This is a genomic window from Campylobacter concisus ATCC 51562 (assembly GCF_000466745.1).
GTDB classification, from domain to species: Bacteria; Campylobacterota; Campylobacteria; order Campylobacterales; family Campylobacteraceae; genus Campylobacter_A; species Campylobacter_A concisus_B.
Genome location: NZ_ANNI01000003.1, coordinates 588,859 through 610,027 on the forward strand (window position 1 = coordinate 588,859; position 21,169 = coordinate 610,027).

24 protein-coding genes are annotated in these 21,169 nt (G+C 38.6%); 1 reads left to right on the forward strand and 23 read right to left on the reverse strand.

Going from position 1 to position 21,169, the window contains the following annotated elements; genetic code table 11:
* Window positions 1–82 precede the first annotated feature (82 nt).
* Complete coding sequence (locus tag ATCC51562_RS04305) at window positions 83–670, forward strand: flavin reductase (protein WP_021090871.1); 588 nt, start codon at window positions 83–85, stop codon at window positions 668–670.
* 123 nt (window positions 671–793) lie between these two features.
* Here ATCC51562_RS04305 and ATCC51562_RS04310 read toward each other — a convergent pair whose 3' ends face one another.
* From ATCC51562_RS04310 to ATCC51562_RS04420, 23 genes are all read right to left on the reverse strand, one after another.
* The gene (locus tag ATCC51562_RS04310) at window positions 794–1,264 is read right to left on the reverse strand and encodes a FixH family protein (protein ID WP_021090770.1); all 471 of its coding nucleotides are present in this window, start codon (window positions 1,262–1,264) and stop codon (window positions 794–796) included.
* On the reverse strand, window positions 1,257–1,826 hold the full coding sequence (locus tag ATCC51562_RS04315) for a hypothetical protein (RefSeq protein ID WP_021090461.1): 570 nt from the start codon (window positions 1,824–1,826) through the stop codon (window positions 1,257–1,259). The genes ATCC51562_RS04310 and ATCC51562_RS04315 overlap by 8 nt, the downstream gene beginning before the upstream one ends.
* 106 nt (window positions 1,827–1,932) lie before the next feature.
* Complete coding sequence (locus tag ATCC51562_RS04320) at window positions 1,933–2,145, reverse strand: DUF4006 family protein (protein WP_021090794.1); 213 nt, start codon at window positions 2,143–2,145, stop codon at window positions 1,933–1,935.
* On the reverse strand, window positions 2,145–3,008 hold the full coding sequence (locus ATCC51562_RS04325; RefSeq protein WP_021091000.1) for a cbb3-type cytochrome c oxidase N-terminal domain-containing protein: 864 nt from the start codon (window positions 3,006–3,008) through the stop codon (window positions 2,145–2,147). Before ATCC51562_RS04325 ends, ATCC51562_RS04320 begins: the two co-directional genes overlap by 1 nt.
* Window positions 2,996–3,205, reverse strand: coding sequence for a cytochrome c oxidase, cbb3-type, CcoQ subunit (locus tag ATCC51562_RS04330; protein ID WP_021090915.1), 210 nt, complete (start codon window positions 3,203–3,205; stop codon window positions 2,996–2,998). The genes ATCC51562_RS04325 and ATCC51562_RS04330 overlap by 13 nt, the downstream gene beginning before the upstream one ends.
* A 9-nt stretch (window positions 3,206–3,214) precedes the next feature.
* Entirely contained in the window at window positions 3,215–3,880 is a 666-nt protein-coding gene (gene ccoO / locus ATCC51562_RS04335) for a cytochrome-c oxidase, cbb3-type subunit II (RefSeq protein ID WP_021090509.1), read from the reverse strand.
* Window positions 3,880–5,367: a cytochrome-c oxidase, cbb3-type subunit I gene (gene ccoN / locus ATCC51562_RS04340; protein ID WP_035167282.1), complete on the reverse strand. Its 1,488-nt coding sequence runs from the start codon at window positions 5,365–5,367 to the stop codon at window positions 3,880–3,882. The genes ccoO and ccoN overlap by 1 nt, the downstream gene beginning before the upstream one ends.
* Window positions 5,368–5,459: 92 nt before the next feature.
* A complete protein-coding gene (locus ATCC51562_RS04345; RefSeq protein WP_021090989.1) occupies window positions 5,460–6,143 on the reverse strand; it encodes a response regulator transcription factor in 684 nt (227 codons plus the stop codon).
* 81 nt (window positions 6,144–6,224) lie between these two features.
* Complete coding sequence (locus tag ATCC51562_RS04350) at window positions 6,225–6,890, reverse strand: sulfite exporter TauE/SafE family protein (protein WP_235044181.1); 666 nt, start codon at window positions 6,888–6,890, stop codon at window positions 6,225–6,227.
* 1 nt (window position 6,891) lies between these two features.
* Window positions 6,892–8,010: a glutamine-hydrolyzing carbamoyl-phosphate synthase small subunit gene (carA, locus tag ATCC51562_RS04355; protein WP_021090763.1), complete on the reverse strand. Its 1,119-nt coding sequence runs from the start codon at window positions 8,008–8,010 to the stop codon at window positions 6,892–6,894.
* Window positions 8,010–8,561 carry a DUF507 family protein gene (locus ATCC51562_RS04360; RefSeq protein WP_021091020.1) on the reverse strand — a complete coding sequence of 184 codons (552 nt, stop codon included), beginning with the start codon at window positions 8,559–8,561 and terminating at the stop codon, window positions 8,010–8,012. Before ATCC51562_RS04360 ends, carA begins: the two co-directional genes overlap by 1 nt.
* A 49-nt stretch (window positions 8,562–8,610) precedes the next feature.
* Window positions 8,611–9,051, reverse strand: a complete 441-nt coding sequence (locus ATCC51562_RS04365; protein ID WP_021090558.1) for a hypothetical protein — start codon at window positions 9,049–9,051, stop codon at window positions 8,611–8,613.
* A 164-nt stretch (window positions 9,052–9,215) separates the two neighbouring features.
* Complete coding sequence (carB, locus tag ATCC51562_RS04370) at window positions 9,216–12,476, reverse strand: carbamoyl-phosphate synthase large subunit (RefSeq protein WP_021090469.1); 3,261 nt, start codon at window positions 12,474–12,476, stop codon at window positions 9,216–9,218.
* Entirely contained in the window at window positions 12,476–13,231 is a 756-nt protein-coding gene (mreC, locus tag ATCC51562_RS04375) for a rod shape-determining protein MreC (protein ID WP_021090867.1), read from the reverse strand. Before mreC ends, carB begins: the two co-directional genes overlap by 1 nt.
* A complete protein-coding gene (locus ATCC51562_RS04380; RefSeq protein WP_021090637.1) occupies window positions 13,221–14,258 on the reverse strand; it encodes a rod shape-determining protein in 1,038 nt (345 codons plus the stop codon). The genes mreC and ATCC51562_RS04380 overlap by 11 nt, the downstream gene beginning before the upstream one ends.
* Before the next feature lie 9 nt (window positions 14,259–14,267).
* Window positions 14,268–15,500 carry an ATP-dependent Clp protease ATP-binding subunit ClpX gene (clpX, locus tag ATCC51562_RS04385; protein ID WP_021090629.1) on the reverse strand — a complete coding sequence of 411 codons (1,233 nt, stop codon included), beginning with the start codon at window positions 15,498–15,500 and terminating at the stop codon, window positions 14,268–14,270.
* A complete protein-coding gene (gene lpxA, locus ATCC51562_RS04390; RefSeq protein ID WP_021091018.1) occupies window positions 15,500–16,288 on the reverse strand; it encodes an acyl-ACP--UDP-N-acetylglucosamine O-acyltransferase in 789 nt (262 codons plus the stop codon). The genes clpX and lpxA overlap by 1 nt, the downstream gene beginning before the upstream one ends.
* A gap of 21 nt (window positions 16,289–16,309) precedes the next feature.
* Window positions 16,310–16,756, reverse strand: a complete 447-nt coding sequence (gene fabZ / locus ATCC51562_RS04395) for a 3-hydroxyacyl-ACP dehydratase FabZ (protein WP_021091063.1) — start codon at window positions 16,754–16,756, stop codon at window positions 16,310–16,312.
* Window positions 16,757–16,906: 150 nt separating this feature from the next.
* Window positions 16,907–17,980, reverse strand: a complete 1,074-nt coding sequence (locus ATCC51562_RS04400; RefSeq protein WP_021090957.1) for an epoxyqueuosine reductase QueH — start codon at window positions 17,978–17,980, stop codon at window positions 16,907–16,909.
* Between the two features lie 27 nt (window positions 17,981–18,007).
* Complete coding sequence (locus ATCC51562_RS04405; RefSeq protein WP_021091046.1) at window positions 18,008–18,757, reverse strand: ATP-binding cassette domain-containing protein; 750 nt, start codon at window positions 18,755–18,757, stop codon at window positions 18,008–18,010.
* Window positions 18,754–19,434: an ATP-binding cassette domain-containing protein gene (locus tag ATCC51562_RS04410; RefSeq protein WP_021090445.1), complete on the reverse strand. Its 681-nt coding sequence runs from the start codon at window positions 19,432–19,434 to the stop codon at window positions 18,754–18,756. The genes ATCC51562_RS04405 and ATCC51562_RS04410 overlap by 4 nt, the downstream gene beginning before the upstream one ends.
* Window positions 19,431–20,231: an ABC transporter permease gene (locus tag ATCC51562_RS04415; protein WP_035167285.1), complete on the reverse strand. Its 801-nt coding sequence runs from the start codon at window positions 20,229–20,231 to the stop codon at window positions 19,431–19,433. The genes ATCC51562_RS04410 and ATCC51562_RS04415 overlap by 4 nt, the downstream gene beginning before the upstream one ends.
* Window positions 20,228–21,166 carry an ABC transporter permease gene (locus ATCC51562_RS04420; protein ID WP_021090758.1) on the reverse strand — a complete coding sequence of 313 codons (939 nt, stop codon included), beginning with the start codon at window positions 21,164–21,166 and terminating at the stop codon, window positions 20,228–20,230. The genes ATCC51562_RS04415 and ATCC51562_RS04420 overlap by 4 nt, the downstream gene beginning before the upstream one ends.
* Window positions 21,167–21,169: the final 3 nt, after the last annotated feature.

The window sequence follows — 21,169 nt, forward strand, 5'->3', positions numbered from 1 at the left end:
AAGCTTTAAATTTTTATCTAAATACATTAAAATTTTAAGCCTTAAAGAGCCAAAAGCTACAATCACAAAAAAAGGAGCAAAAATGCATAAAGAGTTAAACAGACAAGGTTTTTACTACGGCTTTCCGGTTTTGCTAGCCACCACAAAAGATAAAAATGCAAACGACGATATCACAGTGCTTTCATCTTCTTGGACATTAGGAAATACAGTGGTGCTTGGCATAGGCATTGAAAATCAAGGCTTTAAAAATATCAAAAACGGTTCAGATATCACGCTAAATTTATGTGATGAAAGCCTGCTAGAAGCTGTGCAAAAAATGGAAAAACTAACTGGTGATAGTGAAGTACCAGAAGAAAAAAAGAATCTTGGCTACATCTACGAGCACGACAAATTTAAGGTGGCAAATCTCAGCAAAGAGCCTGGCATAAATGCAAAAACCGTCAGGATAAAAGAGTGCAAGATACAGATAGAAACGGTTGTAGAAAAGATAGAGTTAAAAGAGTGGTTTAGTATCGTTACTTGCAAGATTACAGGCATTTTTGTAGATGAAAATTTACTAAAAGATGACAAGATAGATACGCAAAAATGGCATCCATTAATCTACAAATTTAAAGAATATGTCGGCACTTGCGAGCGTTTGGGATTAAATTTTGGATTTAAAGAGATTTGATTTATAGCTTTATTTGATACAAACTTAGCAACTTGGTTTTAGATTTAGCCAAAAAGATTAGTTTGTTAAAATTTAAACTCGGCTTTGAGATCTTTCTTAGATACCAAAGCTGCGATTTTAAGATCATTTTGTGACATTAAGGTCAAATTTATAATACCTTGTATCATTAGTGTCACTTAGCCTTAAAAGTAGCTGCCACCTGCCTTCTTGTAGACTTGTTCCTTCGCTTACTAGATCATTTTCTTGCCATGAAGCTCTTAAAATTTTATTTTCTTTATTTGTCTGTGGGCGAGTGAGTAAAATTTCATATTTTAAAGCTGAAATTTCTCCTTTTTTTGGAGTTAGATGAAATTTAAACTTACCATTTAGAGCATTAAAATTTGGCTCAAATTTTAGATCAAATTTCTCATCAAAGCGTTTTTCACTCTCTTTGATAAAGGTTATGTTTTCATCGACATTTTGGTAGCTTTGCATATAAGAGCTATCCATTTCGACTGGATGTTTTAGCGCTATGATGATCGTTACTGCGCAAGCGATAATGATAGCAATGAAGCTAAGCACAATAGCATAAGGCCAAAAGGTTTTTTTATCCATTTTTTACCTTTTTATAAAAGACAACAATTATAAAAAATGCAACCAAACCATAGATGAAAAATCTTAAAAAATTTAATGTAGTTTTGTTTGAATTTCCAACACTACTTTCAAGCTGTAAATTTAAGCTAGATGCGATTTGTTCGGCAATATCAGCGTAGCCATTTAATATAGCAGCATTATAGACATCTTTGCCATTTTTAGAAACTAAAATAGGAATTATCGTCCCTGACTCTGGATTTACACTTAAAATTTGTTCTTTATTAAAAAGCTTTGAAGTATTAGAATCAGCAAAAATTTCTACTTTCTTTTTATCCTTTATAAGCAGTAAAAAAGCATAAGGCAAGCTAAGGTTTTGCTCTTTAAAAAGAGTTTCTAGCTCACCATCTTTATATACACCAACTACTAAATTTATACCGCTTTTTGTGTAAAGCTCGCTACCGATCTCATTTAGCTTTAAACTTACTTTTTGGCTTAAAATTTCATCATTATTTATCACAAAATTTGCTCCCAAAGCCAAACTTTGTGAGAGCAAAAATATAAAAATGAGTATAAATTTTCTCACACCTAGCCTACAAAAAGGTGGTTTGATGTAAGCACTGACCACGCACAAATAGCTCCTGCAACAACTATCAGCAAGATTATGGCTTTTTCTATTATGCCTAGCATCGCTACTCCTTTATAATGACGTGTTTAGCGTTATCAACGCTCTTCATCTCAATGCTACTTGCATCTTTTAATGAGTAAGGCTTAGTTGCTACATCTTTTTGCAAGCCAATACCAATATAAGTAAGTACGCCAAGGATAGATAGCAAAAGCAAAACCGCCACCAAATAACCGCTAATGCCATTTAAAGCAAAGATGTTTCTATTTTTATTTTCCATTATTCGCCCTTTGATAGCGATATGACATATTCGCCAACTGCTTTTTGTTGTATCTCGTTTAATCTGCCATCATTAAATTTAGGCATAACACCGATGTTGCCGTTTTTACCACGATTTAGTACATCCACTATGAACTCACTTGAACCATATTTACTAAGATCAGCCGACATGCCATCCATGCCTTTGCCATCATCTCCGTGACAAGCTGCACAAGCTGCGTAAAGCTCTTTTCCCATAGCTACTAAATTTTCATTTTTTGTACTTTTTATAGCACTTATCTCTTTTGCAACATAAGCTGCGATAGCCTTTGCTCCATCAGCATCAGCTAACCCAGCTGGCATCTCACCCATAGGATAATCAAGCCCCTTTGAGCCATTTAGTATCGTATCAACTATTCCTTGTTCACTACCCCAAATTTGTAAATTTGCAGCTTTGCCACCAATGCCATCGCCTGTGATACCATGACATGCTGAGCATTGCACCAAAAATACGCTCTCTCCCATAGCATGAAGTGTTTCTTTGCTTGGGTTTGCATACTCTTTTTCAAATTTAGCGTTTGCCTCTTTTACTTCTTTATTATATTCACCGATTTGTGAGTAAGAATTTAGTGGATAACCAAGTAAATAATACCAAATCGCCCAAACAAGTGTTAATAAAAAAACTACCGCCCAACCAAATGGAACTGGATTTTTATACTCGCCTATCCCATCCCAGTTGTGCTCGCTAAGCTCTACGCTTTCATCCTTTTTAACTTTCATTTGACCAACATACTTGCCAGCTACAACGACAGTTAGTACGATAATTAAGATGGCACCTATTAACGCAAGTAGATTTATATTATCTTCTAAATTTAGCCATTGCATACGCTCTCCTTTGTAGCCTTTTGCTCTAAAATTTTACTTCCGATCTCATCATCTAGGGCTAATCTTGAATACTTCTCATAATTTCTTCTACCTTGCTTTTCACTTTTATAAAGATGAAAAAAATAAGCGTACAAAGTGATAGCTAAGAATGCTGTCAAAATAAAATAGCCATAAGCTTGAAGTTCTCTAATATCCATTATTAACTCCTATTTTAGGCTATTTAGATAGGCGATAAGTGCCACGATCTGGCGAATTTCACCCTTTGCAAAAGCACTTTTTACTTGCTCATCTTTCATATTTTCAACGATACTTGCAGCCTGCTCTTTCACGTTAGTATTTGCTTGCTCAAAAGTACCAAGAGCTGGCATATCTTTCTCATCATAAGGTGTGTTAAAAACCTTTTTAACAGTTAGCGCTTCAGCGTAAGCAGTCTCTATATCAGCATTTTTTTTAAATAAAAATGGATATGCTGGCATGATCGAGCCTGGCACAACAGAGGCTGGGTTTAACATATGATTTTCATGCCAATCTGTCGTTCTATAATTACCCACACGCATAAGATCTGGGCCAGTTCTTTTTGAGCCCCAAAGATGCGGACGATCATAAGCAAATTCGCCGCTTAGTGAGTACATACCGTATCTATCAGTCTCTGCTTTAAACGGACGTATCATCTGTGAGTGGCAAGTGTTGCAACCATTTTGTATATATATATTTTTTCCAGCAAGCTCTAAAACTGTATAAGGCTTTGTACCCTCAAGTGGTCTAGCTCTATTTGCAAAGTCAGGTAAAATTTCTACCACGCCAGCATAAGCTATGACGATAAAGACGCAAACTGCAAAAAAGAATGGATTTTTTTCTAACCAAGCAAACATCACATCACCTCCGCATTGGCTTTAGCACCGCCCATAGGCGTTGCACTTTTTGGCTCTGCCAAAATAGCTTTAGCAGAAGTTGATTTGTAGATATTATAAGCAAACATCAAAAAGCCAATCAAATACAAAAGTCCACCAATAGCTCTAATGTAATAATAAGGTATAAGCACTACAACAGTATCAATAAATGAGTATAGTAAATTTCCATAGCTATCAGTTGCTCTCCACATCATACCTTGCGTAATACCAGCAATCCACATCGAAGCAAAGTATAAAACGATACCTGTTGTTTGTATCCAAAATTGAGCTTCCATTAAGGATTTTGAATAAATTTCGCGCTTAAAGACACGTGGCGTCATATGATAAAGTGCTGCCATAGTCATAAAACCAACCCAGCCAAGTGCGCCATCATGTACGTGTCCTGGCACCCAGTCAGTATAGTGAGCCAGTGCATTTACAGATTTGATGGCTAAGATAGGGCCTTCAAGAGTTGAAAACATATAAAAAGTTGAAGCTAGAATCATAAATTTAATAAGCGGGCTCTCGCGAAGTTGTGTCCATTCGCCTTTCATTGTAAGAAGCATATTAATAGCTGAACCCCAAGAAGGTAAAATCAAAACAATAGAAAAAACCGAACCCATAGTCTGCATCCAATCAGGCACAGCAGTATATATTAGGTGGTGACCGCCAGCCCAAAGATAGATAAACATAAGGCCCCAGAATGAAAATAACGAAAGCTTATAAGAAAATATTGGCTGTCCGCTCTCTTTTGGTAAGAAATAATAAATTTGGGCGATGATCGCTACTGTAAACACAAACGCAACTGCGTTGTGACCGTACCACCACTGAACCAAAGCATCATTTGAGCCAGCATACATCGAAACTGAGTGTAGCCATGAGCCATATCCACTAACTAGTCTTGTTGGAATTTCCATATTATTAAATAGATAAAGCATAGCAACGCCAAGAAACGTAGCAATGTAATACCAAACCGAGATATAAAGTGTTTTCTCGCGGCGTATACCAATAAGTCCAAATATACTAACGCCCCAAAGTACCCAGACTACTACTACAGCAATATCTAGTGGCCACTCAAGCTCGGCATACTCTTTAGATGTACTCTCGCCCATAAAAAGTGTCACGACAGCTAGAATCATAACAAGTATATAAAGCCAAAAATGAAGCTTACCAATGAACATCAAAAACGGAGATTCACTCATTGATACTTTTAGGACACGCTGTCCTATGTAATACCAAGTGGCAAATATACCAGAGAGCATAAAACCAAAAATGATACCGTTAGTATGAAGAGGACGCAATCTACCAAATGCCGAATACTCACCAGCTATATAGTTTAGATCAGGACAGGCAAGCTGAAAAGCTACCAAAACACCAATAGCCATGCCAACAATACCAAAAAATATCGTGGAGAACATAAAGAGTTTTGCCACACTATAATCATAATGTAGCAACTGGGATGGTCGCATAAATTTTCCTCCTAGTTAAATTTATATTAATTTTCGGTTATTTTAGAGTAGAAAAACTATAAAAAGACTTAATTAATATAAATTATCTTTTACTAAGAGAGTCTTCTATCTATTTTGTAACCAAGCCCAGGAACATTTTTTATAAAATTACTGCCAACTTTATCTCTAACACGTTTAACAAAGGTCCTAATAGCAGCTTCTGTTACGCTCTCGCCAACCCAAACAACATTTTTTATTTCATCGTGAAGTACAAGCGTACCAAGTCTTTTTATGAGTAAGGATATAAAAGCAAGTTCTTTTTTTGTAAGAGAAATTTCAACACCATCTCTGATAAGCACACGTTTTATTTTATTAAAACTATATCCATTTGTAACCTGAATAATATTTGCTGTTTCTATCTTATTTTTAGCAACATTTTCTAAAGTAACCAAAAAATCATCAAGATCAATCGGCTTTAAAACGTATTTATCAATACCAACATCTATTGCTTTTAGAAGTGTTTCTTTTTCACTATTTGTGCTAAAAACTATAATAGGTGTATCTTTTGAAATTTCTTTAATGCTTTTAGCCATATCAAGGCCATTCATTATAGGCATAAAAACGTCTGTTATAACCATATTTGGATTATATTTTTTAAATTTTTTAAGTCCTTCATCGCCATTTTGAGCAGTGATAACTTTTTCGAATTTATCTCGCATAACTTCTTGTACTATTTTTTTACCATCTCCCTCATTTTCAACGATAAGAACAGTTAGATTATTAAGAATCTTGCTCATTTATTCTTCCTTTTTGGTTATATTTATCAAACATCATAAATTTTGACGCAATTAACAATTATCTCTCTTACTTTAACTATCTTAGGCATTTGCTCTATATCCTAAAAATGATAGATAAATTCCATTTATTATCATTATGCTAGCCGAAATCTTAAACATTATGTCTTTAAATTTTTCATTTAAAATCCCAAATACAAAGCTAGCTAAAAGCATGGCTGGCAATGTACAAAGACCAAATACAAGCATTATAAAAGCCGAATAAATAAAATTTGCACTTAAAATCCCAAGTGCCAAAAAATAATAAACCACACCACAAGGCAAAAAGCCATTTAAAAAACCAAGTAATAAAAAATTTGCTAAATTTTTCTTTTGAATCCTTGTTTTTGCAATTCTTACTACAAAATTAAGTGCCTTTTGATTCTCCACAAATTTTAAAAGCTCGCCCCTAAAAAGCAAGGCAATGCCGATAAACGCGATCACTAAGCCAACTATAAAAAATATAAGACCTCTTGCTTGCAAGCCAAAGCTAATGGCCGCTCCAAAGGCACCAAACAAAGCTCCTAAAACCACATAAGCAAAGATTCTAGCTAGACTATAAAGCGTACTTAGCATTAGAATTTCTCTCTTGCTTTTGCCTTTAAAAAATAGAGTCTGTAGGCTCAAAAATCCACTACACATACCTACACAATGACTAAAGCTACTTAAAAATGCAACTGAGATAATCATGTAAAGGTTTATATTTTGCATCTTATAAAATTTCTAAAAACTGCTTAAATATATATTTGCTCTCACTTGGGCCACCACTTGCTTCTGGATGGTGCTGAACTGAAAAGATCGGATAGTCTTTGTATCTCACGCCTTCGATTGTGTTGTCAAATAAATTTCTATGAGTCACAACTGCTACTTCTGCGATACTCTCAGGTACGTTGTAGTTGTGATTTTGTGTTGTTATCTCGATCGCTTTTGTCTCTAAATTTAGCACTGGGTGATTTGCTCCGTGTTGACCAAATTTAAGCTTATATGTCTCATATCCAAAGGCATTTGATAGTAGCTGATGTCCAAGGCAAATGCCAAATATAGGTATCCTAGCCTCAATCATCTTTTTAATCTCGCCTATTTCGGCCTTTAAATTTTTTGGCTCACCAGGACCATTTGATAAGAATACCCCATTTATCTCACCATTTTTAAATTTTTCTATTAAAATTTCAGCCTTAGTATCGTGTGGTACAACGATGACTTCAAGACCAGTTTCACATAGCTCGTTTAAGATATTTCTCTTTACACCAAAGTCAAAAACAGCTATTTTTTTGCCAATACTTTTTAACGGCTTATATGACTTTAAATTTCTATCCCAAGCTCCTTTTTTGTGCTCATATTCATCCATCGCACTAACTGTTTTTACGTAGTTTATATTTTCGATACGGCCGCTACTTTCAAGCCTGCGTTTTAGCTCATCTTTGTCGCTTATTTGCGTTGAGATATAAGCCATCAAGGCACCTTCATCGCGTAACATCTTTGTGAGGTATCTAGTATCAACGTCATAAACGCCAAATTTACCTTGCTCTTCGAAAAATTTTCCCAAAGATTTTTGCGAGCGGTAGTTTGATGGAATTTCATTGTAGCTTCTCATTATAACGCCACTTGCATGAATTCTAAGACTCTCCATATCGTCTTCGTTTATACCTACTATGCCTATTTCTGGCATAGTAAAGACGATAAACTGACCAGCATAGCTTGGATCGCTCATGATCTCTTCATAGCCAGTCATCGAGGTATTAAAAACGAGCTCACCTGCACACTCACCATGAGCACCAAAAGCTTTTGCTTCTAAAAAAACACCATTTTCAATATAAATGTAAGCTTTCATTAAAGCATGCCTCTTTTTTTAAGCTCATCTTGATACAAACGCTCAAAGACAAGATCATATTCATCAGTTCCTGGGATTAGCTTATGTTTATAATTTTGTATCATTTCATAAACATCATCTTCTATCTTCTCATAGCTTTTTAAGTACTCGTCTATTGAGTTATAAATCACATTTTTTACGCGATTTTCAGATACATTATAGTCAACAAGACCGCTCTTCCAAATAGTTTCAAGCACTTTGTGAGCGATATTGCTAAATCTATCTTCGTGGGTTAAGATTACATCAAATTCACCTGCGAGCTTCTTTTTAACGAGCCAAAACATATTTTTGCGGTCAATTTGCATAGTTTGCATCTCGTCTTCATTTTTCTCCAAAAGCTCATTTACTCGCTCATCTAAAGCTCTTTCTTTTTGAATATCGACTGTTAAAATTTCGCTTGTTTTTGATACGATTGGCTCAATGCCTTTATTTAATCTTACGAAACCACAATTTAGAAGATCTATTGCTATTTTATGTGAAATATACGGAACGTGTGGGAGTTTTAAACGCATTTTAAACCTTTAAATTTTTATGCCATTTTAACTAAATAAAGGTAAAACTTTACTTTGAAATTTTAACGACTTTATTATTATCGCTTCTTAAAAAATAAATTTCTCTTCGTCCTTCATAAAGTATCTTTCCATCAGTCTTTTGCTCATTTTCTAAATTTGATGAGATATCTAAAGATAGCGATTTGCTCATAAAATAATTCTCTCCTAAAGTGCGCCCAAAGTCAGGATACCAACTAAAAGCACAAACTATCAGCAAAACTAAATAAAAAGCTCTAAAAATTTTTCTAAAAGGCGCGTAAAAAAAACAATACCCAAATATAAAAAATACGGGCAAAAGCCATAAGAAAGGCACGTTATCAACAAAAATAACATTAAAATACTCGCTTATGCCATAGTAAGAAAAGTAGTTGTTGTAAATTCCAACAAATAGCGTAAAAATAGGAGCAAGGACAAATATAATACCCGTAAAAAAAGCATTTAAAATTTTCATAATCTCTCCTTTTGAGTGAGATTATATTAAACATAAGCTTTAATATTACTAGATTGATGAAAGCTAAACTAAAATTAAAAGCAAAATACCATATATGGACATCTATTGCTTCTAACAATACTTTAAAAAACAGTTTAGCTATAAGCTAAACTGCCTTAAATTTATTACTTTTTAGATAAATACTCTTGCAAGCTTTTTACTTCAAGTGCTTTACCAGTTTGAACTGCACTTAGCGACTTAGCAGCTGCTAGTGCTGCACGGATCGTTGTAAAATATGGAATTTTAAATCTCAGCACATTTTGGCGGATCTTTTTGCCATCATCCACGCTTGATTTTGTATCGCTTGTGTTAATAACAAGTGCGATATCGCCGTTTTTAAGTCTATCTTCGACATTTGGCCTACCCTCGCTTATCTTATAGACAAACTCGGCCTCCACACCAGCCTCGCTTAAAATTTTATGCGTACCACCAGTTGCGATGATGCTAAAGCCAAGCGCTATTAGCTCTTTTGCAAGATTAGGTGCGTAAGATTTATCAGCGTCAGCTAACGTTAAAAATACCCTGCCTTTGCTTGGCAAAGTGTTGCTAGCAGCGATCTGACTCTTTGCAAATGAGCTTGCAAAGTCGTGGCTGATACCCATGACCTCGCCAGTACTTTTCATCTCAGGGCCAAGGATGAGATCGGCGCCACTTAGCTTGTTAAATGGCAATACACACTCTTTTACACAAATATGCGAGCTAACGCGTGGTTTTAGGATGTCGCCATCTTCATAAACAACCTTGTAATCATCATAAAATTTAAGTGCCTCACGTAAATTTCCCTGCCACATAACTCTTGTCGCCACCTTTGCCATAGGCACGCCAGTAGCCTTACTCACAAACGGCACGGTCCTGCTCGCGCGAGGATTCACCTCGATCATATAAAGCTCGTTTTCATAGATGGCAAACTGGATATTCATAAGGCCAACGACGCCTAAATTTAGCGCGATATCTCTTGTTTGCTTCTCCACTTTTTTTATCATTTCATCACTTAAGCTCATCGGTGGCAATATGCAAGCTGAGTCGCCAGAGTGAATTCCAGCCTCCTCGATGTGCTCCATTATTGCGCCGATATAGACCTCTTTGCCGTCACATATCGCATCTACATCAAGCTCTTTTGCATCTTGTAAAAATTTATCAAGTAGCACTGGTGAGTGGTTGCTAACCTTTACCGCCTCATTCATATACTCTTTTAGTTCGCTCTCGTTGTGTACCCTTCTCATCGCCCTGCCGCCAAGGACGTAGCTTGGACGAACCAGCACTGGATAGCCGATATTTGCGGCCTTTTGTAAGGCTTCCTCTAAGCTAGTGGCGGTGTCATTTTTAGGTTGAAGGACGCCTATTTTATTTATAAATTCGCTAAATTTCTTTCTATCCTCTGCCACATCGATCACTCTTGCGGTTGTGCCGATGATCTTAGCGCCGATCACGCTTAGGCGTTTTGCAAATTTAAGTGGAGTTTGACCACCAAAATGCACGATCACGCCATCTGGCTTTTCGCGCTCGATAACTGATCTAACATGCTCAAAATCAATCGGCTCAAAATACAAAATATCGCTCGTGTCGTAGTCGGTTGAGACGGTTTCTGGGTTGCAGTTATACATTATCGTTTTTATGCCAAGGTCTCTTAGGGCGTAGCTTGCGTGCACGCAGCAGTAGTCAAACTCTATACCCTGACCGATCCTGTTTGGACCGCCACCTATTATCATCACCTTTTTAGCGTCTTTTGCTAGCTCTTTTTTAGGAAATTTAGTGATATTTGTGGTTGAGTAAAGATACGGCGTTAGTGCCTTAAACTCGCCCGCACAAGTATCGACCTCGTTGTATTCAAGCTCGATGCCAAGCTTTTGCCTAGCAAAATAGATATCATTTTGGCTAAGCTCAAGATCGTCTTTTTCATTTATAATCACAGCTATCATCTTGTCTGAAAAGCCCATGCTTTTTGCCTCTCGAAGTAGCTCTTCATTATTTAAGATATCCATGTCGATCTTATCTTCAAATTTAACTATCTCATAAATTTGCTCCAAAAACCAAGGGTCGATCTTGCTAAACTCATGTACCTCAGCCACGCTAAAGCCATCTCTAAAGGCTTGTGCTAGATATAAAATTCTCCTCTCATTTGCATTTCTGATGCCATAAATCAAAGCGTTTTTCTCTAGGCTAAGGCTATTGAATCCGCAAAGGTCGCGCTCTAGGCTGCAAAGCGCCTTTTGGATACTCTCTTTAAATGTCCTACCTATCGCCATCACCTCGCCAACTGACTTCATCGCAGTGCCTAAATATGGGTTTGATCCTGGGAATTTCTCAAATGTAAAACGCGGGATCTTTGTCACGATGTAGTCGATCACCGGCTCAAAGCTAGCAGGCGTGCCAGTGATGTCATTTTTGATCTCATCTAGGCTAAAACCAACTGCAAGCAGTGTCGCAACCTTTGCGATCGGGTAGCCAGTAGCTTTACTGGCAAGCGCCGAGCTTCGGCTAACGCGTGGGTTCATCTCGATAACGATCATGCGGCCACTTTTTGGGTCTATGGCAAACTGCACGTTGCTGCCACCAGTATCAACGCCGATCTCGCGAAGTATGGCAAAGCTAGCGTCACGCATAGCTTGATACTCCTTATCTGTGAGCGTTAAGGCCGGTGCGACCGTGATGCTATCGCCTGTATGCACGCCCATTGGGTCAAAATTCTCGATCGAGCAGACGATGATGCAGTTGTCATTTCTATCTCTAATGACTTCCATCTCGTACTCTTTCCAGCCAAGTAAGCTCTCTTCTATCAAAATTTCATGTATCGGGCTTGCGTCAAGGCCGGTGTTGGCTAACTCTTTAAACTCATCCATATTATAAGCCACGCCACTTCCTGCGCCACCAAGCGTGTAGCTAGCTCTTATGATGAGCGGAAAGCCTATCTCATTTGCCGCATTTAGCGCGTCGTCCATATTATAAGCATATCTACTCTCAGGCAAGTCCATGCCGATCTTTTGCATGGTCGCTTTAAAAATTTGTCTATCTTCGCCCTTTTTTATCGCTTCTGGGTTTGCACCAAGAAATTTCACATCCTTTAAAAGACCACTCTCAAAGACCTCCATAGCAGCATTTAGCGCTACTTGTCCGCCCATCGTTGGCAAAATCGCGTCAATATTTTCTTTTTCGATGATCTTTAAAATGCTATCTTTTGTGATAGGCTCAATATACGTTGCATCGGCAAAATTTGGGTCAGTCATGATGGTGGCTGGGTTTGAGTTGATAAGCACTACGCGGTATCCAAGCTCTTTTAGTGTCTTGGCTGCTTGCGTGCCTGAGTAGTCAAATTCGCAGGCTTGACCGATGACGATAGGGCCTGAGCCGATTAGCAAAATAGTATTTATATCTGTTCTTTTTGGCATTATTTTTCCTTTGTTACAACGTATAGGTAGTTTGGTATGTTTAGCTTTGCATAGGGCTCAACTATCACGCTTTGATAGGAGCTCTCTTTTAAAATTTTACTCACGCGCCCTACTGGCACCCCACTAAAAAATATCCCATCAAGCCCGCTCGTAAAGACCTCGTCGCCCTCTTTTGGGCTGAGCCATTGTGGGATAAATTTCACCATTATTTGGCCTTGATTTCCATGCGCGACGCCTGGAATTTTGTCATTTCCTATATAAACTGCAAATATACTTTTTGGGTCATTTTGCAAGTAAGCTAGTGGCTTGCCATCTTTTGCGATGACGATACCAGCACTATTTCCTTGATAGATGAGTCCATAAATTTTATTTGGGTCGTATCCTTCAAACTCGCTTATCCAAATTTTATTATAATCCCCGATATGCACGTAGCTAAGCCCTTTTACTAGCTTTACAGCTGGGGCGTAGACAGTTGAGTTTTTATCTTTTAAAATTTGATTTAGCTCATTTGCAAAAGTAGAAAGAAGCGTAGCTGAGCGCTCTAGCTCTTCATTTTGCGCTCTTAGTTTTTCTATCTCGCTAGCCTGCCTAAAATATTCGTTTATATAGTCTTTCACACTTTTAGCAAAATTGTCGTATGAATTTGTAGCATAGTTACTAAACCCGATAGAAAGATTACTTAAAATTTCTCCCTTGAAAACTGAGGCCGTAGCAAGCAATGCTATAAAAACAAAAAGAACAATCTTACTCTTCATTTGTCAGCTGTTGTAAAAGCCCAATCTCTTCAAGTGCCTTGCCCGTCCCTCTAGCAACCGCAAGGAGTGGCTCGTCAGCTACAAAAACTGGAAGTTTAACGATATCAGATAAAAATTTATCAAGTCCTCTAATAAGCGCTCCACCGCCAGTTAGTACGATACCAGTCTCCACGATATCGCCCGCAAGATCAGGTGGCATCATCTCAAGCACGGTTTTAAGCGCATCTGCGATCTCTTTTAGTGGCTCTCTCATCGCCTCTCTTACATCTTCGCTTGTTAGCTCGACTCTACTTAAAAGACCACTTACTTGGTCGCGTCCTTTTACCACTACGCTTAGCTCTTTTTCAAGCTGCACAGCAGAACCTACAGCAATCTTTATCTCCTCGCCAGTTCGCTCACCTATTAGTAGGTTATATTTCTCTTTTATGTAATTAACAATACTAATATCAATCTTATCTCCAGCTGTGCGGATTGATTTTGAAATAACTAGACCACCAAGTGAGACGACACCAATCTCAGTCGTACCACCACCGATATCAACTACCAGGTTACCTTGTGGCTCACGAACTGGTAAATTTGCGCCAATCGCTGCTGCCATAGGCTCTTCGATCAAAAATACCTCTCTTGCTCCAGCGCTTAAGGCGCTTTCTCTAACAGCCTTTCTTTCGACCTGAGTAAGTCCATAAGGGACTGAGATGATGATCCTTGGGCGTAAAAAGCTTTTTCTTTTATGAGTCTTTTCTATAAAATAGCGTATCATACGCTCAGTCATATCAAAATCCGCAATAACGCCATCTCTCATCGGTCTTATCGCCTCAATATCGCCTGGAGTTTTTCCTACCATCTCTTTTGCAGCATGTCCGACCGCTAAAATTTTTTGTTTGCCATATTTCTCACGCCTTACTGCAACAACAGAAGGCTCGTTTATTATTATGCCTTTATCCTTTACCAAAACAAGTGTATTTGCCGTACCGAGATCTATGCCCATATCACTTGAGAAAAAACCTATAACCTGATCTAAAAACATCTATTTCCTTTACGCTATTTTCTTATCGTGCTTTATTAAAATTGGCTTTGCCTTATCTTTTACAGTCTCTTTTGAGATAACAATATCATACTCTTTTAACTCTGGTAGCTCATACATTATGTCTGTCATAAGCTCTTCCATTATACTTCTAAGCCCCCTGGCTCCAGTCTTTCGCTCAATAGCTAGACTTGCTATCTCTTCAAGTGCCTCATCATCAAATTTAAGCGTAGCACCGTCAATCGCACAAAGCTTTTGGTATTGTTTTAATATCGCATTTTTTGGCTCAGTTAAAATTTTCACCATATCTTCTTTTGTTATCTCGTTTAAAGTAGCTACTACGTGAAGTCTGCCAATAAGCTCTGGGATGAGGCCATATCTTACAAGATCGTCTGGCTCAAGTAGGCTTAGTAAATTTTCTTTTTCGTTTTTGCCACGTTTTTCTTGATTAAATCCAAGTACGTTTTTACCAACTCTTCTCTCGATGATATCAAGAAGTCCGTCAAATGCACCACCGCAAACGAATAAGATATTTGTCGTATCTATCTGGATGAAGTCTTGGTTTGGATGCTTTCTGCCACCTTTTGGTGGGATGTTCACGACGCTTCCTTCGATGATCTTTAAAAGCGCTTGCTGTACGCCTTCGCCTGAAACGTCTCTTGTGATGCTTCTATTTTCACTCATTCTAGCGATCTTATCGATCTCATCTACAAAGACAATGCCCTGCTCCGCCTTTTTAACATCGCCATTTGCAGCTTGTAAAAGCCTTGTTAGGATATTTTCAACGTCCTCACCGACATATCCAGCCTCAGTTAGGCTTGTTGCGTCGCAAATCGCGATAGGCACATCAAGAAATCTCGCCAAAGTCTGAGCCATCAACGTCTTGCCGCTTCCAGTTGGGCCAACAAGTAAGATGTTTGATTTTGAAATTTCAGTATCGTCTTTGATGTCGCTTTGTTTAAAAATTCTCTTATAGTGGTTATATACGCCGACACTAAAGACCTTTTTAGCCCTGTCTTGACCGATCACATAGTTATCAAGTACCGCTTTTAGCTCCTTTGGTGTGAGCTTTTGATACTCTATCGTTTCGTCATTTTTACTCTCTTCTACGCTAGTATCTCCATGTATCATATCGTATGCGGCTGCTATGCAGTACTCGCATATATAGGCATTTCCTTCGATATCAGCGAGTAATCTTCTCTCGGCAGACTCTGCCTCTCCACAAAAATTACACTTTCTAGCCATTAATCTCTTCCTTTTGCAAGCGGAATTCCTCTTGTCGTTTCTAATATAAATTTACACATTTTTTTAACATTTTCATCGCTGGTTTTTGCGATCAGCTCATTTGCCTGATCTTTTAGGCTGATGCCTTGATTAAACAAAAATTTATAAGCGCGAACAAGCTCTTCAACCTGCTCTTTGTCAAACCTGCGTCTAATGCCAACCAAATTTAAGCTTCTTATATATGCTCTGTTGCCCTCAGCTAGGCAAAATGGCACTACATCTTGGCTAAGCGCGCTTGCACCTGCTATCATGCAGCTTTCCCCAACTCTAACAAACTGATGAATAGGCGTAAGACCGCCCACAACAGCGTAATCGCCAAGCTCGACATGGCCTGCTAGAGTTGCGTTATTTGCCAAAATGACGTTGCTGCCTATTATGCAGTCGTGTGCAATGTGAGAATATGCCATTATAAAAGCATTATCACCGATCCTTGTTATACCATCGCCTTTGTGCGTACCAGAATTTATCGTACAAAACTCACGTATAGTTGCGTGCTCGCCGATAATGACGCCGGTATCAATCTCATCTTTATAGCTGATATCTTGCGGGATATCGCCCACGATCGCGTAGCTAAATACACGAGAGTTATCGCCGATCCTCGTCTTGCCAAGCACCCTTGCGCCTTGCTTTATCGTGACGTTGTTGCCAAGGACCGCATCTTTACTTACAAACGCATAAGCCTCGATATTTGCGTCATCTCCAATGATCGCTCCATCTTCTATAACGGCTGTTTGGTGGATATTTTTCATTGTCTCTCTTTTTCTTAAAGCCTATTTATCGACTATCATCGCTTTTAGTTCAGCCTCAGCGCAAAGTGCGTCATCTACGTATGCCTTTCCTTCAAGCACCCAGATATTTCCCTTATGCTTTAGCACGTTTAGTCTATACTCTAGCCTATCTCCAGGGCGGACTGGATGGCGAAATTTCGCTCCGTCTATGCTCATAAAATAGACCACTTTATTCTCGATACCAGCTTGATGCTCATCACTCATGCTTTTAAAAGCTAGCACGCCGCCAGCTTGCGCCATACCTTCGATTATCATTACGCCAGGATATATCGGATGACCTGGGAAATGCCCCTGAAATATCGGCTCACCAATGGTTACATTTTTGTAAGCCACGATATTCTTAGCTGGCTCTAGCTCGACAACTCTATCTATAAGTAAAAATGGAAATCTATGTGGGAGAATTTTTTGAATTTCTACGACGTCTATCACGTTTTAGCCTTAGTAATGTAAATTTGTGGCGATTGTAACAAATTTATACTAAGAAAAAAATTATTAGCCTCTTTTAAAAATCTCTAAATTTCGCCTTATGTGGCAAAAATTTAATTCACTGCTTTAAGATAAATTTTATAAACTCACCTTTTAGTCTAAAACCAAAATTTCTTCGCTGTCGTTGTAAAAAACAGCCTTTGCGTAAATTTCGTAGCTGCCCTTTTTGACCTCGTCTAAGATGATGATAGGATTTTGCGAAAACTCCCCGCTTATATCACGGCGAAATTTCATCTCAGCGTCAAGCTCAAGCGGCCTTTTACAAAGCTCATCAACGCTTTTAAATTTGCTATTTGTAAATTTATTAAAGCGCTCTATACTCATAAAGATTGCGCCCTCTTTTAGTTCATCGTCCATCTCGCAGTCACGTTCTACGTTAAGCTTTAAATTTTCTCTTTTAAAACCAGAGTAAAGCACAAAGTAGCTCGGTGTCACATGACCTTCAAATTTTACATAAGCACGCAAAAGTCTGTAGTTTAAAAATCGCCTTCTAAAAAGGTGAAATTCCTCGCCTCTCGCCTCGCACTCGCGCACCTTTTTGTAAAGCTCAAGTCTAGCCTCAATGCTGCCATAAAGCGCCCTTGCGTGTAGCTCGCTCATTAGCTCACTTTGGGGTAAATTTTGCGAGTCACGTTGTTTTTTTAGCGCAAAGACGCAGCCGCAGTAATTTTGATGATAGAGCTTGTCTTTTTTAGCGAGGATAAACTGCTCACTTGTGCCGCCATTTTTTCTATAATCAACCGCAACGGCTTCTAAATTTGAGTCGGCCACCGCCTCATCAAGCGCCTTTTTAAGCTGAGAAAAGTCCTTTTTTGGGCTCATCAAAAGCGTCGTCGTGATCTTACCTAGACCTAGTTCAAGTGCCTTTTTAGCGGAGTCTTTCATACGAAAATCAAAGCAGTATTCGCATCTTTTGCCCTTTTCTGGCTCGTCTTCAAGCCCCTTTGTGCCACCAAGCCACGCCTCATAGTCGTATTCGCCGCATATTAGCTCGATGCCTAGCTTCTCGCAGCTTCGCTTCACGTCCTCAAAACGCAGTAAAAATTCGCTATATGGATGTATGTTTGGATCATAAAAATAGCCGACTATTCGTTCATTTGGGAAGTCTTTTCGTAAGCGCTGTAAAAAGTAGTGGCTATCGACCGAGCAGCAGATGTGAACTAGCAAAATTTAACCTTTTTTGCTCGCATTATATCAAAGATTATTTTTATAAATTTTTGCAGCATCGAGGTATTTTTTAAGCACATTTTGGCTTGCAAGAGCATCAAATTTACCCCACGCCACCTGCTTGCCAGCCTCGATTATTAGCACTTTTTGTGCTATCTTCATCGCACTTAAAATATCATGTGTGATAAAGATAATGCTGATCTTTTCATCTAAGCTTAAAAGCAAATTTATGATCTTTTGCTTTGTCTCATTGTCAAGTCCGCTTGTTATCTCGTCGCAGATTAGGATTTTTGGCTTTGAAAGAAGCGCTAGCAGTATCCCAACCCTTGTCGCCTCACCGCCACTTAGCTGAGATGGGAATTTTTCTAAAATTTCATCTTTTAAATTTAAATTAGCTAAAAGCCCTTTGAGCTCATTTTGGCCAAATCTAAGCTTAAGATATGACCTCACGTGAGCGATCGTGGTTTTTACTTTTAGAGCTGGATTTAGGGCTTGCTTTTGGTTTTGCAAGATATATCTGATATCTTTTTTGAGCTCATTTTTATCCGTGATCTTCTCATCGTTTATGTAAATTTTGCCCCCACTTTTTGGCTCACTAAATGATATAAGCTTTGCAAGTGTGCTTTTGCCACTGCCGCTTTGACCCAAAATGGCTAAATTTTCGCCATCATCAAGCTCGTAATTTATCCCTTCTAAAAGGTGCAGTACTTCAGCCCTAGCATTAAAATGCTCCTTAAAACTTAAACTTTTTGAGACGTTTTCAAGCCTGATTTTCACGCATTTTCCTTTAAATTTAGTCGCCCATCTCTCATCTGCCAAATTTCATCACTAAGATAGTTCGTTAGCGCCTCATCATGCGAGATAAAGATGACGCTCATCTTGCCTTTTAGGCTCTCTAAGATGCCCGCCACGTGGCTAGCGCTAATGCTATCAAGCCCGCTTGTTATCTCGTCGCAGACTAAAATTTTTGGCTTCAGGCAAAGTGCAAGAGCGATCTGCACACGGCTAGCCTCACCGCCACTTAGCTCGTATGAGTATTTGTGCCAGATGAGATTAGCATTACCTAGCCCAAACTCCCTAAAATAAGCAAATGCGAGCTCTTTATTTGATTTATTATCGCCGCCAAGATAGGCATTAAAGTGATCGCCCACATTTAAGAGCGGATGAAGGCTGGCAACAGAGTTTTGAAAAACGAGCGCAGCGACCTTTCTGCGGTACTCTTTTAGCTCATTCTGGCTAAGTTTTAAGATATCTTTTTTATAAATGCTAAATTTATCCGCCCTCACTCTAAAATCATCATCAAAAAGCCTTATTAGGCTCTTTGCAAAGAGCGATTTGCCACTGCCACTAGCGCCTGTGATGCCTATAAATTTACCCTCGCTCATAGTAAAATCAAGCTCACGCAAAAGCTTCTTATCCTTATAAAAAATATTTAAATTTTTAATCTCTATCATATTTTTATATTGCCATTTTTTGAATTTGACGTGATGATCGAGGTTGCAAGGATGAGCAAAAAGAGCGTCACGCCAGGGAAAAGCACCATCCACCAAGAGCCAAGAAAAAGTGCCTCTTTACTCTCATTTAGCATAATGCCAAGGCTTATTTTATTTGCGTCACTACCCACGCCAAAAAAGCCAAGCGTAGCCTCCATGACGACCGCGTTTATCGCGTTTATGCCAAAGATGCTAACTATTAGATGCTTTAAATTTGGCAAAATTTCAAAGCAAATCAGGCTAAATTTACCAGCGCCATTTATCACAGCCTGCTCGGCGTAGTCGCATTTTCTACTAAGTCTTAAATTTTGCATAAAAACTTTTGCGCCCTGCATAAACGAGCAAATAGCGATGATAAAAGAGGTTATAAGCAGATCTCCGCTACTAAATGAGCTAAAAAGCATGATAAAAACGATGTTTGGGATACTTAAAAAGGCATCAAGCCCCTTATCAAAAAGGCTCTCGTAAATTTTGCTCTTGCTCGTGCCAAAATATGCGTAGATGAGCGAAAAAAGTGTCGTTAAAAAGCCAGCTAGCAGCAAGATAAGAAGCGAGTTTTTAAGCGCATAGGACACTCTTATGAGATTGTCCCTGCCTAGGATGTCAGTGCCAAAGATGTGCTCGCTACTTGGGGCTAAATTTACCGCCATAAAGTCAGTGAAATTTGGCTCAAATTTAGAGAAAAACGACGTCACAAAGGCAAATATGACAAGAGCTAAAAAGACAAAACAGGCTAGGAAAAATATGACTTTTCTCATAAATTTCTCTTATCTGCCAAGATAGCGAAAATTTTTGCTAGTAAATTTGCAAAAACGACAAAAACAGCCGTTAGCAAAATGGTCGCAAGTGCGACTGGATAGTCTTTGGCGATGACTGCATCAAGGCTAAGCTTACCTATGCCCGGAAATGAAAAAATGCTCTCAATGACATATGAGCCAGCAAAAACGCCAGCCACAAGGGTTGCAAAATAATAGACTATATCGGTGCTTGCATGCTTTATCGCAAAGAGATAAATTTTGCCGCGCCCCAAGCCTCTAGCGTGAGCTGTTTGGATAAAATCAGCATTTAGGCTCTGATTTAGCCTGTCACGCACAAATTTCACGTTTGCGCCAAGGTGTGGCAAGATGATGGCAAGCGTTGGCAAGATGATAAATTTTGTTCCTACTCCGCTAGATCCTAGCTCGTTTGCGCCTAAACTTGGCAGAACATTTAGATAGACGCTAAAGATAGCTATTAGCACGAGTGCTACGTAAAAATGCGGCAATGAAGCCAGTAAAAACGAGCTAAAGTTTATAAAGATATCGGCAAATTTATTCTTATAAATGGCGCTTAAAAGCCCCAAGAAAAATGACAAAAAAACTATCAGAAAAAATGAGGCAAAAAACAAAATAAGCGAGTTTAAGAGCCTCTCTTTAATGAGCAAAGATACGCTTGCTCCGCTTACAAAGCTGGTACCAAAGTCCCCAGTGACAAAGTGAGCTAGCCATCTAAAATACTGCACGAAAAAGCCATCTTTTAGCCCCAAATTTTCTAAAATTTGCTCTTTTATAGCCACGCTTAGCGCTTCACTTCGCAAAAACATCGCGTCAGTGACGTTTCCTGGCAAAAAATATATGAGCAAAAATAGAAAAAATGAGATGAAAAACAGCAATCCAAGGCTTGAGATCGCTGTTTTTAAAATGGCTCTAAACAAAGT